Genomic DNA, 14,530 nt, shown 5'->3' with positions numbered 1-14,530 from the left:
CATCGCGTGCCCCCACTAGTGATGGGGTATATTCAGTAAATGGTCGCCGGTAATCAAACCAGCCGCAACCACCAAAATGATGAATTCCTTACTATCTATTCGAAACGCAGGCTTACTCGGTCCGATTATTTCGTCAACCGAATACCCGTTTCATTTTTTTCTATTTTTTTGTCTTTCAACAGGCGACCGAGCGCTCGTTTGAATGCTGCCTTACTGAGACCGAATACTTCATCGATCGTCTCGGGAGCTGTCTTATCACCATACGGCATCTGACCATCATGTTCAAGTAGATGGTTCAGAATCAACTCCGCGTCTGTATCAATGGCTTCAAAGGCACGTGGTCGTGCTGAAAGTAATACTGTACCATCTGGTTTTACATTTGTCACTCGTAATTTCAAGACTTCTCCAAGACGCGGCCAGCGTTCCATCTCACGTTCATGTAAGAATCCGATCGATTGATCGTTGACCCAGACGTTAACGCCTGGTTCGCGTTGTGAGAAGACGAGACCTTCAACGTCCATGTTGTTCCACTCTTCTGGAGCTGGCTTCGCACGTAAGTTGAAGTATGCATAAGGTGCAGGGTCTCCGAGTAACCGAAGCTTCTGATCATGTTTCAGACGAATGAAGAGTTGATCGCCTTCTTCTGGCCAGAACATCCGGCGCTGCGGCAAATCGTCGAGTGAGACGAGAACGTCTTTTTGAATGCCGATATTCGCGAACACTCCTGTATTATAGCGTGTTCCATTAACCGTCGTCTTGACATAGTCTTCAAATGAAGCTTCTGGAATCGTCATTGATGATGCTAGACGCCCTTCATTATCTTGATACAAGAAGACTTCTACCTCTTCATCGAGGGCTACTTTCCGTGTTTGTTCATTGTTATGCAACAACACGTCTTCATTTCCATCTGTCAGAAACACTCCAAACTCTGCTTCGCGTTCTACTTTTAATGTGACAACCTGTCCTGCGCGTAATCCCATTTCGGGTCATCTCCTCTCTGTATTTGAATCGATTCCAGTCCTTGTGAATCGTTCTGCTGTTCTTTCCCTACCATACTATACTCTTTTTTCATTCATCTCTGATATCGACACAACGATGACATTTGTGACATATTTGTGAACGGAACACATTTGCGTGATTTTTTTGAAAAAAAGATATATGATTAAATAACAGGAAAAAGAAGGTTTAGTTTAGGTAAATATGGGGGATAAAAATGTTTCATAACATTCAATCGCGTTCGTTCGCACGACGCTTCACGAAAACATTGGTTTTTGCATTTTTTGCGTTCCTTGCTACGATTGGAATCGTCTTCGCAGAAGGATCGAACAGTACGGATATGACACCGAAGACACCAGCGCTTCAGCAAATCGATCGCCCTTAAAATCTACACCTTCCGTGTGGATTTTTTATTTTTTCCGGACATTTACAGGACGATAAAGGAAAATCACGACTTACCTCGAATTGTAATGGACATACCATTATTTTAATTTCGAGGAGGAAACGGACGTGCTCTTCTACTTATTCACGACGATTGCGGGTCTCATCACTACATATTTAAGTTTTGTTACCGGTTATTATACGAGTTCGATCGGTGTGTTCGTCTTTACGCTAGCGATTTGTCTGTCACTATCATCAATCCGCCAGCTGATACGTACGTCCTATCTGACTTATATTGAATACGTCCAACACCGTCGTGTCAAAAAACAATACGAACGGATGAAAAAGCGTGAACTTTCTTATCAAGTCTCCTATCCTCAACAAGATTCCAGCACACCACTTGCATTCTCCGCGACAGACCAGCATGATAAGTAAAGAACACGATTTCATCATCTAGGAGGAACAGATTCATTATGAACGAAATCCCTTTATCAAACGGTTGGACACTTCGCTACTCCCCTGTCATCGATTTATGGTTGAAGGAAGATGGCGTACTGCTCGTAGATCACGAAGATAAGGTCCGCTTGACTCTCATTTTGGATGAGGAAACGATGGAAATCAAACAGATCGACAATACGAACGCTACGTTCTCTGTTGATCCAACGACACGTCGCCTCACCTTTGAACTAGGAGAAAGCGAAGAGGAATCTGAACCTCGTTACTGGGAATAATCACGCAGACCGGGTGCGACGCCCGGTCTTTTTTTGTACAATAACATCAGTAATGAAAAAAGGAGCTGTCACTTCACCATGATACGTACTGTCATATGGTTCATTTATTTTGGACTTGTCTTACCCTGTACCTTACCGTTTTTACCTAGTGCAAAACGTCGAACGCACCTCGCGCGCTATGCATTCGTCCAGCGTGTAGCAAGTGCCTGGGCAAACTCTCTTCTCCGACTCGCTGGTGTTCGTGTCAACGTGACGGGTCGTGAACACATCCCGGCAAACGAACCCGTCGTTTTCATCTCGAATCACCAAGGGAACTTCGATGTCCCGATTCTACTTGGAACAATCGATAAACCGAAAGCATTCATCTCAAAAATCGAAGTGAATAAAATTCCAATCGTCAATGTTTGGATGAATCTGATGGGATGTGTCATGATTGATCGAAAAGATCGACGCCAATCGCTGAAAGCGATTCGTTCTGGTGTCGAGACGATCAAGGACGGACAATCGATGATCATCTTCCCGGAAGGAACACGCTCCAAAGGCGGTCCAATGGCGGAGTTCAAAGCGGGAAGCTTCACACTCGCGACCTCAAGTGGCGCTCGCGTCGTACCCGTCGCAATTTCAGGGAGTTATCGTGTCATGGAGGAGACGGGTAAGATTCGTCCCGCCACGGTCGACGTCACGATCTTACCGTCGATTGATCCGAGTACGATGACGCAGAAAGAACTCGTCCAGACAGTCGAACAGCAAATCAAACAGATTGTAGAAGGTGTCTAATATGTTAATGAAAGCAGAAAATCTCAAAAAAGAATTTGCCGATAAAATCGTCTTCGAAGATGTGACATTCTCCGTCTCACCCGGCGACCGGATTGGCATCATCGGCGTCAATGGTACCGGTAAGTCGACTCTCCTGCATATCTTGGCAGGTAAAGAGACGGCAGACGCTGGTACGATGCATCACCCGAATGATTATCGGATCCGCTTGCTATCGCAAACGACCGATTATCCGGAAGACCAAACGGTCATGGAAGTATTGTTGTCTGGTGATACACCAACGATTAACGCGTTACGTCACTATGAAACAGCGCGTCTAGCACTCGAACAAGATCCGACGAGTGAAACGTTACTCAACCGCTTCATCGTTGCTCAGACAGAAGTCGATGCTGCGCAAGCTTGGGACACGGAATCACGCTTAAAGATGATTTTAAACAAACTCGGCATCCTCGACTTGAACGCGTTGATCGGCTCTCTTTCTGGAGGGCAACGCAAGCGTGTCGGACTCGCTGAAGCTTTACTCGATGAAGCCGATCTTCTCCTTCTCGATGAGCCGACGAACGAACTCGATGCCGAGACGATCAGTTGGCTTGAAACTCAAATCAAGGAATACCGTGGTGCGATTCTACTGATCACCCACGACCGCTATTTCTTGAATCGTGTGACGAATCATATGATGGAGATCGCGAACGGTACGGCTTATTTCTATGTCGGAAACTATGAATCGTTTCTTGAGAAACGTGCCGAACGTCGTGAACGGACAGCATCTATGGAAGAAAAACGTCAAAACATCCTCCGTCGCGAACTCGCCTGGTTGCGTCGCGGAGCAAAGGCGCGGACGACGAAACAAAAAGCTCGGATCCAGCGCGTGGATGCTTTACAAGACCTCTCGTACGAGGAAGAAGAATCGACACTCGAAGTACAAGTCGGTTCGACCCGTCTTGGTAAAAAGGTCATCGAAGCGCATGATGTCTCGCATCGATTTGGTGAACGGACTCTTTTTGAATCGTTTAACGCTCTGATCGGACGGAAAGAACGGTATGGTATCGTCGGGCGAAACGGGAGCGGAAAATCAACACTTCTTTCAATCCTTGCGAAACGCTTAGAATCAACAACCGGTGAAATCATTCACGGCGAAACGGTGAAGATTGGCTTTTATGGGCAATTTGCCGAGTTCACGCATCCAGAACGCCGTGTCATCGATGAGGTCGAACGGATCGCAAAAGTCATCACGACACTTGCTGGTGAAGAAATCACGGCAAGTCAGATGCTCGAACAGTTTCTCTTTAAGCCAGAAGCACAATATAAACAAATCGGTAAACTATCTGGTGGAGAAAAGCGGAGATTGAAATTGTTGACGATTTTGATGGAGGAACCGAACGTCCTCTTCCTCGATGAGCCGACGAACGACTTGGATACCGAAACGTTATCCGTACTCGAAGATTATTTGGAATCATTCCCAGGCACCGTCATCACAGTCAGTCATGATCGGTATTTCCTCGATCGGGTCGTCGATCGTCTGATTGCTTTCGAAGATGCGAATATCGTTTTCTATTACGGACAATATACAGACTATCTCGAGCAAATCACGATACCTGCTCCTTCAGTCATCGTTGAAAAAACCACTTCAGTTAATCTACCTAAAGTAGAAGCACCGAAGAAATTGAGCTACCAGGAACAGCAAGATTGGGCTGTCATTGAACAACAAATCGAAGAGAGTGAGGCTGAATTGGAGCAATTAGAAGCCGAACTTGCTTCGGCAGGAAGCGATCTCGGTAAGGTCAATGAACTGTACCAATCCATCGAAAAAACGAAAGCGATGCTTGATGAACGGATGGAGTATTGGTCATACCTATCCGAGAAGATCGAAGCATTCGAGACCTATCGCCAATCCAATCAATGATTTCAAAGCGGAGTTCTTCACTGACAAGAACTCCGCTTTTTTCATGAAATGGGAGCCATCTCTTTATTTCTTTTTTAATATGAAAATAAATGTGAATTCATGCTAGATATCGGGTAATGTTATAGCATATTTCATTTTCATGAAAGGCTTGCGAAAGGAGGAGTTCCGGTGAAACGGATTGTTCAAAACATCTACCCTACCGTCGCATTCTACTTAGTCGTCACGTACACTCTGCTCTGGCTATTGCCACAAGATCGCTCGTTACAATTTTCAGCGATCATTAGTCTGATCGGTTCTTTCGTCATTTTCCTACTTAGTCAATCGAAGGCTTTCAAACAACCTTCTATTCCATATAAATGGTTATCGGTCGCCTTTTTTTCGTATTTCCTTGGCGACTTCTTCAATATGATCGGCCGTCTTTTTCAATGGGACGCTGTTAACCTGAACGTCTTACTCGATCTGCCTTACACGGTTCATTTAACGATGATGGTCATCTTCTTATTTCGACAGTTGGATTTAACTTTGTTTCAAAAACAAAAATTATTGATTCTTGATTCTTTAACATTGTTCACTGTATCGATGATTGCTGGATACATCGCTATTTTCCGCTTTGTCCCCTCTTATACACGAACGGTGCTCGAGCAAATCAGTTGGACCTTCTATGCCTTCTTGACGATTCTATTGACGCTTTTCTTTTTCTTACTTTATGCTTCTGGTCTAAAGCGAAACGTATCGAGATTGGGTTTCCTCTTCCTAGTACTCGGAACGTTCGTGCTCGGTATGACGAACTTTATTTTTTATACGTTGTTATTGAACGGTGAACCACGAATAGCTGGTTTATTGCTTCCGTTATACCCACTCAGCGGACTCTTCATCCTTGCCTTTATGAATACTCGCGCTCTTCCCATCAGTCATGAACAACAAGCAACTCTTATTCGGGTCGAAACACTTACGCGTTCCTTGATGTCTTACATCTTATTATCTGTACTGATTCTCTATATTACATTCTTCCCTGTCTCCCAAACCTTTTTCTTACTTTCCGTCGGCATTACGTTTTTATTATTTTTAACGCGACAGCTTTTTTCATATCAGGAAAATCTGCGGTTATTACAGGAAACAACAGCACTGCAAACGAATCTAGAAGACATCGTCCATCAAAAGACAGCACTCTTACAGTTACGCGAAAAAGAACTAACGTCGCTTTTTCTATCTTATCCAGAAGTTGTTCTTGAAATCGATGCTACGTATCAGATTCGATCTGTCAATCCAGCTGCTGTAGAAGCTGGGTGGAGCGATTTACCGCTCGGACCGAGTCAACGGCTACAACTCGATCGACTCATTCCATTGCTTCAACAAGCGCAGCTGATTTATCCCTCTCACTTGCTACATGTACCGGTTACGGAGGAACATCCGGAAAGCTTTTTGAATACGACAATCATCGATATCCCAGATCAACAACGCTATTTCGTCATCTTGGCGGATATCACGGAAGATTATCAACAGGAAGTATGGCTAGAACGTATGGGGTATCACGATTCGCTCACGCATTTGCCAAACCGGCGTTACTTCGAAGAACAACTTTATCTGACTCTTCCGATGTTAGAATACGGCTCCTTATTATTCATTGATTTGGACGGTTTCAAACACATCAATGACACTTATGGGCATGATGTTGGTGACCTAGTGTTACAAGAGACAGCGATCCGTCTTCAATCGATGACGACGTCAACTGATCTCGTTGCACGTCTTGGCGGAGATGAGTTTTTGATCTTCATTCAAGCATCTGCTTCGGAAACACGACAGTTTGCCGAACACGTTCTCGAAGTTCTGAATCATCCGTTCTATATCCAGACACATACGCTTCAAGTCACACCATCAATCGGAATTTCCTTATACCCTGAAAATGGTAAAAGCTCAGAACAATTATTGATTCGAGCAGACGAAGCCATGTACCATATTAAGAAGACCGAAAAAAACAATTTTTTGTTCGCTACTCAAATTAAACGTTAGGAGGGAGTCCATGCTTAAATCGAACTATTTCATCCGTTGGTTCCCTGCCATGCTCGTCATCTCTTTTACTCTAATGATCCTTGCCACATGGACCCCTTCCATCTCTAATCGGATCGTTGAACAAGTACTACAGTATGCCTCTCTTGGATTGATTGCTTATTTTATTCTTACTGCTTATCGTAAGGAACAAGCATTAGTCGTACCAAGACGAAAATTCTGGCTGATTGCTTTAGGATCACTGGTTTTATCCTGTATCGGTTCCGTTCTTGAGACATTACATTTCTTCAATCCAGACTTTCCAGTTCCATCTATTTATAGCCTAATTTTATTTTCAATATCCCATTACGTATTCTTATACGCGATTTTTTACCGAATCATCACAAAACGGACACTCGGACAACACGTACTCGCTTTCGTCGATGCCGCGATCATCGTCGTTTTCATTGGACTTGTCGCGTTTCACGTCCTCAATGAATTGACGAATCCTGGACTGCAAACTGTTCCTTATGCCATCATCGTCATCACGAATACATCACTCGGTTTATTCGTTTTCTTCTATTTCACGTTCATCCAAGAAACCCATTGGGTATCAAGGATGGCATTGTTCTTATTGTTTTTATCCATTTTTATTCGCGGTATCTACGAAGTCTCAAGTGTTTATTTCCCGGACTTCTCAGCGAATTATCTGCTATTTTTCCCGATCTTGATCCGTTTGGTGCAAAGTGCAGCTATTCTATGGCATATTGATCATATCGAAGAAGGAACCACTCGAACGACGGTCATTCCCCGTTCCTGGCTCCCTCTACTGGCCGTTCCTTTATTTATTCATTACATGGTGGAACGAGAAGGCGGAAAGCTCGATATCTTTATCATTTTAGTTTTACTAATCATTCGACAAATCTTGATTGCTCGTCAGCATGGGTTGATCGTCGCACAATTACACGAACGGAATGAACAACTCGCTTCACGCATCGAGCACCGAAAACAACAAATTAAAGATAGCGAACAGCAAGTCATCCCACTCTTTCTCGGTCACCCTGATCCGATGATTCGACTCGATCAATCCGGAACGGCACTATACGCAAATTTAGCTGCCCAACGTCTGTTTCATTTACCCGACATGACGATTGAACATATTCCTCGTACGATGCGTCACTTATTAGAAACACTTGAGACAGATATCGATGAGTATGAAGATGAACAACATAGACGATATGAGATCATTGATATTCCGATTCAAATTGCCACCACCTCGATGGGACGTTTCACGATTTTACATGACGTCACTGAACGAAAGCTCCGGCAAAAACGTATCGAATACCACGCCTACCATGACGCCTTGACAAGTATCGGAAACCGTCGTTCGTTAGAGCGAGATTTTTCGAACCATCTCCTCGAGATGAATTATCTTGCGGTAGTCGATTTAGACGGTTTTAAGCAAGTCAATGATACGTATGGTCATGAAGCAGGTGATTACGTATTGATCGAGGTCGCGAAACGATTGAGCGAGCATACGAATTCTTTAGAACAGGTGTATCGACTTGGTGGAGATGAGTTCGCGATCCTCTTACACGCCGATGATGAACTGTCCTTACGTCGAAAATGTAAATCCTTCTTACACTTTTTAAGACGTCCTTACGTCTATAAAGGACAATCCTTATTCGTTTCTGCAAGCATCGGTGTGACCGCGTGTCATAAGGCTGATCTTGAAACATGCTTAAAGCAAGCCGACCTTGCCATGTATCGCGTGAAACATCGGGATAAAAACGATGTCGCCCTATATCGAGCAGATTCTTGAAAAAAAACCTAGAACACATTGACCATAGTCGGTCATGTGTCCTAGGTTTTTCCGATTATTCTTCTGGTCTCGGCGCAATGTTGCCTTCTTCGATATCAAGGAGTAAGTCGATCAATTCCGCACAAAATTCAGGGTACTGGCGAAGCAACGCGTCTTCTCCTACTTCATCCACGAAATCTGTCAACAAGGCGAGGACTTCTGGTACCAGTGCGCGCGCTACTTTCATATAGGCAATCGCAAAGCGCCATTTCCCAGAAATGTAGAGCAGTTTTCCAATCAACAAATCACCTGGTTCGACTTCAATCTCAGACAAATCTGTTTGATACGTCTGTTTTGACATCAAATCAACGACACCATCCGCCTCGACTTGAAACAGTGAGGGCATCGGGTCCGCTAATCCACGCAAGGCACGATAGAGACTAGGCGATAACTCTTCTTTGACCTGCTCAAGAAAACGACCATGCGGCGTTTTTCCTTGATCATCCGTTTCATAGAAGATTGCCCAATCTACGAATAAGTCCCGGAACAATTCAGCATCTTTTAAATACCAACGTCCCTCCGTCGCAATCTCTTCAATGAAAGCGACCCAATCCGTACTACGTGCTGTCGCTGCTTCTTGATACATCTTCTTCAAGGCTGCATTCATTTCCGCTTCAGAAACCGTCGTCGGAAACGGAATTACTTTTCGATCGTTCTTCATTTCGATCGCCCTTTCCGGTGAGGAGTAGCCGGTCGTTTAATCGTCTGAGGTGCTGTGAATTCACGTTTTGGAATGACTTCCCCACGGTAAATTTCCATTGCTTCCATCTCGACGCCCATTTGCTTCGCAAGTGTTTTTAAGTGTTTTAAGTCTTGATCCGTAACAAGAGCAAGTACCATTCCATTCGCATTTCCACGTCCCGTCCGACCTGAACGGTGTACGAAATCGTCAAGCGACTCCGGTAAATCATAATGGACGACATGCGTGACTGCTTCGATATCTAAACCACGTGCCGCAAGACCTGTCGTAACGAGTAACGGAAACTCTCCTTTTTTATAAGAACGCAATGTCTCCATCCGCTCTCGTTTTCCTTTTTCAGCGTCTAAAATCCGGTATTTCAATGAAAATTTACTCAACTCGCCATTCAATGGTCCGAGGAAGGAGCGGTTATTAATGAATGTCAGCACTTTTGATCCTTGCATGTTCGCCAGACGACGTAACAATTCCGGCTTCTGACGACGTGAAGTCTCCAAATAACCAAATGTCACTTGTGTGCTGACGGCACGCTCAACCCGAATTGTCTCAGGATTATTCGCAAGCGTCCGTCCCCATTCTGCTGTCCGTTCCGGTAATGTAGCTGAGACGAATGCCAGTTGTCGATCGCGTAGTGCACTGTTTGCGATCCGCGTCGCCGAGTCACTCATACCACTCTCATAGATTTGATCCGCTTCGTCCAAGACGATCAATTTCACCTTATGCATCTTCAACTTCTTCGAATCAATCAACTCAACGAGACGCCCAGGTGTTCCGACGATGATTTGCGGTTTTTTCTTCAATCGTTCATATTGCCGTTTTAATTCAACTCCACCAATGAATGCACCGGATTTGATCCCACTTCCTTGAGCAAACAATTGAATGACTTGATGAATTTGCATGACGAGTTCCCGTGTTGGTGCCGTGATCACGACTTGCACGTGTGGTTCTTCTACTTCAATCTTTTCTAAAGCTGGAATGACATAGGCAAGCGTCTTCCCTGTTCCTGTCGGCGCTTCCGCCAGGACATCTTTTCCTTCGCGCAACAACGGAATCGCTTGTTCTTGAACAGGCATCAACTCCGTAAAGCGTGCGCGTTCCCATGCTTCCTGTAAAAATGGTTTTGTAAAATTCATAACGATTTCTCCTACTCTCTTAATTCCATCATGCCGTTACGTATTCGACATGATCTCCTGATGCATCACGGTATCCCCGTAATGTCTGTGTATATTCATTTCCTGCGTCGAGCAATCGAATGTGGAATCGAATCTCGCTTTCACCGGCTTCTTCTTCTAAAATTTCGAACCCTTGGATGACACGATCCTGTAATTCTGCAGCGAGTGCCGGGTACTCCGCAAGACTCGCATACGTCGCTTTTACGTCAACCGGACGACGAACAAGCGCAATCCAATACGATTCATCATAGCCGATAAAGTCTTCATAATCAAAATCGTCTTCAAACCGAATCCAGAATCCATCATTTTCGAATTCCGTGATCATTCCCGTTCGCGTTGAACCGTCCGATCCGATTTTCAGCGAGACCCAGTCTCCTGACTGATACTCTCCTTGTTGTGTTAATGATACATACTCCATTTGGCACACCTCCACGTTCTATATTCCCTTTTTCATTGTCAACGATACGTCTTAAAAATACAAGGCACCGTAGCGTGACATTCCTCACAGTTTCAACTGTTCTAGTGAATCTTTTTCAAAACAACTCATACAGTTTCCAAAAAACCTTGAATTAGCAATCTAAAACTGTTTTTTTAAAACTATTTTCATATGAATACAGAAATAAAGAAAGCCCGTCATATCAACGTTTGTTCACTTGTTAAAACATTCACATGAACGTAAAGGGAATCAGCCCTTCCTTTTGTTACACTATTCACATAAGGAACTGATGATTAGCTCAATATTAAAGGAGTGGTATCCATGTTATTAGAAAAAACGAGTGCTTGGACGAACTTTACGTCTGGTGAATGGGTAAAGACGATCGATGTCGCAGACTTCATCCGACTCAATCGCACGGAATATACAGGAGATGATCACTTTTTAGTCGGTCCGACGCAAGCAACGGAACGGCTTTGGCAACAAATTCTACAGCTGACGAATGAAGAACGACAACGTGGTGGTGTGTATGCCGTCGATGCTAAAACACCATCAACGATCCTCTCGCATGATGCAGGGTATCTGAATCGCTCACTTGAAAAAATCGTTGGCTTACAGACTGACGAACCGTTTAAACGTTCGATTCATCCGAACGGTGGGATTCGGATGGTGAATGATGCCCTAGCTGCGTATGGCTTTGAAGCAGACGAGACCGTCACGAAAACTTTCAGCGAGTACCGGAAGACACATAACCAAGGGGTTTTCGATGCCTATACCCCTGAGATGCGCGCTGCACGTAAAGCCGGCATTATCACCGGATTACCTGATGCTTATGGTCGCGGACGGATCATCGGTGACTATCGTCGTGTTGCTTTGTACGGAACGGCACGCTTGATCGAAGAACGTAAGAAGGATTTAAAGGCACGTGGCGGATTCTTATCTGAATCGATGATTCGCGACCGTGAAGAGATGAATGAACAGTTGCGCGCATTAACGGAATTGACCGAGCTTGGAGCTCGTTATGGTTTCGATCTCTCCCGCCCTGCAGAAACAGCACAAGAAGCATTCCAGTGGGTCTATCTTGCCTATCTTGCTGCCATCAAGGAGCAAAACGGGGCAGCCATGTCACTCGGTCGAGTCTCGACGTTCCTTGATATTTATGTCGAACGTGATCTTGCGGCTGGTCGCTTGACGGAAGAGACTGCACAAGAACTCGTCGATCATTTCGTCATGAAGCTTCGGATCGTCAAATTCTTACGGACACCGGACTATAATGATCTCTTCTCGGGTGACCCGACGTGGGTAACGGAATCCATTGGTGGAATGAGTGAAGATGGGCGATCAAACGTCACGAAAAGTTCATTCCGCTTCTTACACACACTCTCGACACTTGGTCCGGCACCGGAACCGAATCTAACCGTTCTCTGGTCTACTCAGCTTCCACGCGGATTCAAGGAATTCTGTGCGAAGATGTCGATCGTTTCAAGCTCGATTCAATATGAAAACGATGATTTGATGTTACCGGTTTATGGAGATGATTACGGCATCGCTTGTTGTGTCTCCGCGATGAAGATTGGGAAACAGATGCAGTTCTTCGGTGCGCGAGCAAACCTGGCAAAAGCATTACTCTATACAATTAATGGCGGAATGGACGAGAAGCTCAAAATTCAAGTCGCCCCCGCAAGTCCATTGATGCTTGATGAAGTACTCGATTACGAAACCGTCATGGCGGCTTATGATCGTCAACTCGATTGGCTCGCAGAACTGTACGTTAACACACTGAATGTCATCCATTACATGCATGATAAATACAGTTACGAACGGATTGAGATGGCGTTACACGATCCGGAAATCTTACGGACGATGGCATGCGGTATCGCTGGTTTATCGGTCGTCGCTGACAGTCTATCCGCCATCCGTTACGCAACAGTCCGTCCGATCCGAGATGCGGATGGGATTGCAGTTGATTTCAAGATCGAAGGCGAGTTTCCGAAGTTCGGAAATAACGATGAACGGGTCGATCAGATGGCAGTTGATCTCGTGACGCTGTTCATGGAGAAAATCCGTAAACATCCAACGTATCGCAATGCGCTTCCGACACAGTCTGTCCTAACGATCACTTCAAACGTCGTCTACGGTAAAAAGACAGGAAATACGCCAGATGGACGCCGTGCGGGTGAACCATTTGCACCGGGTGCTAACCCGATGCACGGACGTGACACTAGAGGAGCTGTCGCCGCACTGACATCTGTCGGAAAATTACCATATGAGCATGCGCTCGACGGTATCTCCTACACGTTCTCGATCGTGCCAAAAGCACTTGGTAAGGATGAGACCACACGTATTCGCAATACGGTCGGATTACTTGACGGATATATGGGTGGTACGACTTCAAAAGGACACCATTTGAATGTCAACGTCTTTGACCGTGAGACGTTACTCGATGCTATGGAGCATCCAGAACAATATCCGCAGTTAACGATTCGGGTATCCGGTTATGCCGTGAACTTCATTAAACTGACGCGCGAACAACAGATCGATGTCATTAATCGAACGTTCCACGGTTCTCTCTAAAATGATGTGTAGTATGTGAAAGGAAGTGAGCAAGATGACCTATGGTATGATCCATTCCGTTGAATCATGTGGAACAGTCGATGGTCCTGGCATTCGATTCATCGTCTTTACGCAAGGATGTCCATTACGGTGTCAATACTGTCATAACGTGGATACATGGGAGTTCGGTTGCGGACGGCGTGTCTCAGCAGACGAAGTCGTAAAAGAAGCGATCAGCTATCGCTCCTTTTTCGAGGCAACGGGTGGCGGAATCACCTTCTCTGGAGGTGAACCGCTCGCTCAGCCAGAATTCTTGGAGGCTGCTTTAACAGAAGCAAAACGACATGGACTGCATACGGTCATCGATACCGCGGGATCCGTCGTCCCGAAAAACATCGACGCCATTCTCGATGCGACGGATCTGGTACTGCTCGATATCAAACATATCGACGATGCTGCTTGTCGTGTATTGACTGGACGGAGTAACGCCAATACACTCGCTTTCGCAAAACGCCTAGCCGAGCGAAACATTCCCGTCTGGATTCGTCACGTCCTCGTTCCAGGTATTACGATGTCGGAACATTTCCTCCGTCAGACCGGCGAGTTCATCCGGACGCTCGGAAACGTCGAACGCGTCGAAGTACTCCCGTATCATCAACTCGGTGTCTATAAGTGGGAAAACCTCGGTCTTGCATATCCGTTAACTGATGTGCTTCCCCCTTCACCAGAAGAAACGGATAATGCGCAAACCCTACTTGAATCGTACTTGTGTTAACGTTTCCATTTTGTTACAATGACGTCATAGACTATGAACAGGAGGTACAACACCGAAATGAAGCAATCACTCGTACACGTCGCTTGATGAATGAAATCATCTCTTTCGCAATGCAGTTGCGGATGTCTGACGCTACGAGTCTGCTCTTTTTCGGTGTGACCAACCTCTGGCCAGCACCTTCTTTGAGTTACACTCCGGCACACCATCCGCTCGCTTCGGATGGTGTGTTTTTCATTTCATCTTATCGGAAATGAACACTAAAGGAGCT

At 45.2% G+C, this 14,530-nt stretch carries 13 protein-coding genes; 9 read left to right on the top strand and 4 right to left on the bottom strand.

Features of this window, described 5'->3' with window-relative positions:
• Window positions 1-125 precede the first annotated feature (125 nt).
• Entirely contained in the window at window positions 126-980 is an 855-nt protein-coding gene (locus L985_RS03455; protein WP_047395140.1) for a CvfB family protein, read from the bottom strand.
• 233 nt (window positions 981-1,213) lie between these two features.
• On the opposite strand from L985_RS03455, the gene L985_RS17010 reads away from it, so the two are divergent.
• The 7 genes from L985_RS17010 to L985_RS03425 all read left to right on the top strand — a co-directional run bounded on the left by L985_RS17010 (window position 1,214) and on the right by L985_RS03425 (window position 8,593).
• Window positions 1,214-1,381 carry a hypothetical protein gene (locus L985_RS17010; protein ID WP_023467274.1) on the top strand — a complete coding sequence of 56 codons (168 nt, stop codon included), beginning with the start codon at window positions 1,214-1,216 and terminating at the stop codon, window positions 1,379-1,381.
• A 125-nt stretch (window positions 1,382-1,506) separates the two neighbouring features.
• Window positions 1,507-1,812, top strand: a complete 306-nt coding sequence (locus tag L985_RS03450; RefSeq protein WP_029340874.1) for a hypothetical protein — start codon at window positions 1,507-1,509, stop codon at window positions 1,810-1,812.
• Between the two features lie 38 nt (window positions 1,813-1,850).
• A complete protein-coding gene (locus L985_RS03445; protein WP_023467272.1) occupies window positions 1,851-2,108 on the top strand; it encodes a hypothetical protein in 258 nt (85 codons plus the stop codon).
• Window positions 2,109-2,186: 78 nt separating this feature from the next.
• Window positions 2,187-2,885 (top strand): lysophospholipid acyltransferase family protein, encoded by a 699-nt coding sequence (locus L985_RS03440; RefSeq protein ID WP_029340873.1) that lies wholly within the window; start codon window positions 2,187-2,189, stop codon window positions 2,883-2,885.
• Between the two features lies 1 nt (window position 2,886).
• The gene (locus tag L985_RS03435; protein WP_029340872.1) at window positions 2,887-4,785 is read left to right on the top strand and encodes an ABC-F family ATP-binding cassette domain-containing protein; all 1,899 of its coding nucleotides are present in this window, start codon (window positions 2,887-2,889) and stop codon (window positions 4,783-4,785) included.
• 168 nt (window positions 4,786-4,953) lie between these two features.
• A complete protein-coding gene (locus tag L985_RS03430) occupies window positions 4,954-6,795 on the top strand; it encodes a GGDEF domain-containing protein (RefSeq protein WP_029340871.1) in 1,842 nt (613 codons plus the stop codon).
• A gap of 10 nt (window positions 6,796-6,805) precedes the next feature.
• Window positions 6,806-8,593: a GGDEF domain-containing protein gene (locus L985_RS03425; RefSeq protein ID WP_029340870.1), complete on the top strand. Its 1,788-nt coding sequence runs from the start codon at window positions 6,806-6,808 to the stop codon at window positions 8,591-8,593.
• 55 nt (window positions 8,594-8,648) lie between these two features.
• Here L985_RS03425 and L985_RS03420 read toward each other — a convergent pair whose 3' ends face one another.
• Genes L985_RS03420 through L985_RS03410 form a run of 3 tightly spaced genes read right to left on the bottom strand, consistent with a single transcriptional unit; the run spans window position 8,649 to window position 10,919 of the window.
• Window positions 8,649-9,293, bottom strand: coding sequence for a hypothetical protein (locus L985_RS03420; RefSeq protein WP_023467267.1), 645 nt, complete (start codon window positions 9,291-9,293; stop codon window positions 8,649-8,651).
• Window positions 9,290-10,462, bottom strand: coding sequence for a DEAD/DEAH box helicase (locus L985_RS03415; protein WP_023467266.1), 1,173 nt, complete (start codon window positions 10,460-10,462; stop codon window positions 9,290-9,292). Before L985_RS03415 ends, L985_RS03420 begins: the two co-directional genes overlap by 4 nt.
• Before the next feature lie 28 nt (window positions 10,463-10,490).
• Window positions 10,491-10,919: a hypothetical protein gene (locus L985_RS03410; RefSeq protein ID WP_023467265.1), complete on the bottom strand. Its 429-nt coding sequence runs from the start codon at window positions 10,917-10,919 to the stop codon at window positions 10,491-10,493.
• Window positions 10,920-11,258: 339 nt separating this feature from the next.
• Here L985_RS03410 and pflB point away from each other — a divergent pair, with 339 nt between their 5' ends.
• Both pflB and pflA read left to right on the top strand, forming a co-directional pair.
• The gene (pflB, locus tag L985_RS03405) at window positions 11,259-13,508 is read left to right on the top strand and encodes a formate C-acetyltransferase (RefSeq protein ID WP_029340869.1); all 2,250 of its coding nucleotides are present in this window, start codon (window positions 11,259-11,261) and stop codon (window positions 13,506-13,508) included.
• 34 nt (window positions 13,509-13,542) lie between these two features.
• On the top strand, window positions 13,543-14,262 hold the full coding sequence (pflA, locus tag L985_RS03400) for a pyruvate formate-lyase-activating protein (RefSeq protein WP_047395137.1): 720 nt from the start codon (window positions 13,543-13,545) through the stop codon (window positions 14,260-14,262).
• Window positions 14,263-14,530 lie beyond the last annotated feature (268 nt).

The organism is Exiguobacterium sp. ZWU0009 (assembly GCF_000798935.2).
Lineage (GTDB): Bacteria > Bacillota > Bacilli > Exiguobacteriales > Exiguobacteriaceae > Exiguobacterium_A > Exiguobacterium_A acetylicum.
This window is presented reverse-complemented; position numbering and strand designations above follow the sequence as displayed.

Bases quoted from the DNA above. Each gene is read 5' to 3' on its own strand.
- L985_RS03425 (WP_029340870.1), top strand. From the start codon at position 6,806: ATGCTTAAATCGAACTATTTCATCCGTTGGTTCCCTGCCATGCTCGTC.
- L985_RS03415 (WP_023467266.1), bottom strand. From the start codon at position 10,462: ATGAATTTTACAAAACCATTTTTACAGGAAGCATGGGAACGCGCACGC.
- L985_RS03445 (WP_023467272.1), top strand. From the start codon at position 1,851: ATGAACGAAATCCCTTTATCAAACGGTTGGACACTTCGCTACTCCCCT.
- pflA (WP_047395137.1), top strand. From the start codon at position 13,543: ATGACCTATGGTATGATCCATTCCGTTGAATCATGTGGAACAGTCGAT.
- L985_RS03410 (WP_023467265.1), bottom strand. From the start codon at position 10,919: ATGGAGTATGTATCATTAACACAACAAGGAGAGTATCAGTCAGGAGAC.
- pflB (WP_029340869.1), top strand. From the start codon at position 11,259: ATGTTATTAGAAAAAACGAGTGCTTGGACGAACTTTACGTCTGGTGAA.
- L985_RS03420 (WP_023467267.1), bottom strand. From the start codon at position 9,293: ATGAAGAACGATCGAAAAGTAATTCCGTTTCCGACGACGGTTTCTGAA.
- L985_RS03435 (WP_029340872.1), top strand. From the start codon at position 2,887: ATGTTAATGAAAGCAGAAAATCTCAAAAAAGAATTTGCCGATAAAATC.
- L985_RS03455 (WP_047395140.1), bottom strand. From the start codon at position 980: ATGGGATTACGCGCAGGACAGGTTGTCACATTAAAAGTAGAACGCGAA.
- L985_RS17010 (WP_023467274.1), top strand. From the start codon at position 1,214: ATGTTTCATAACATTCAATCGCGTTCGTTCGCACGACGCTTCACGAAA.
- L985_RS03440 (WP_029340873.1), top strand. From the start codon at position 2,187: ATGATACGTACTGTCATATGGTTCATTTATTTTGGACTTGTCTTACCC.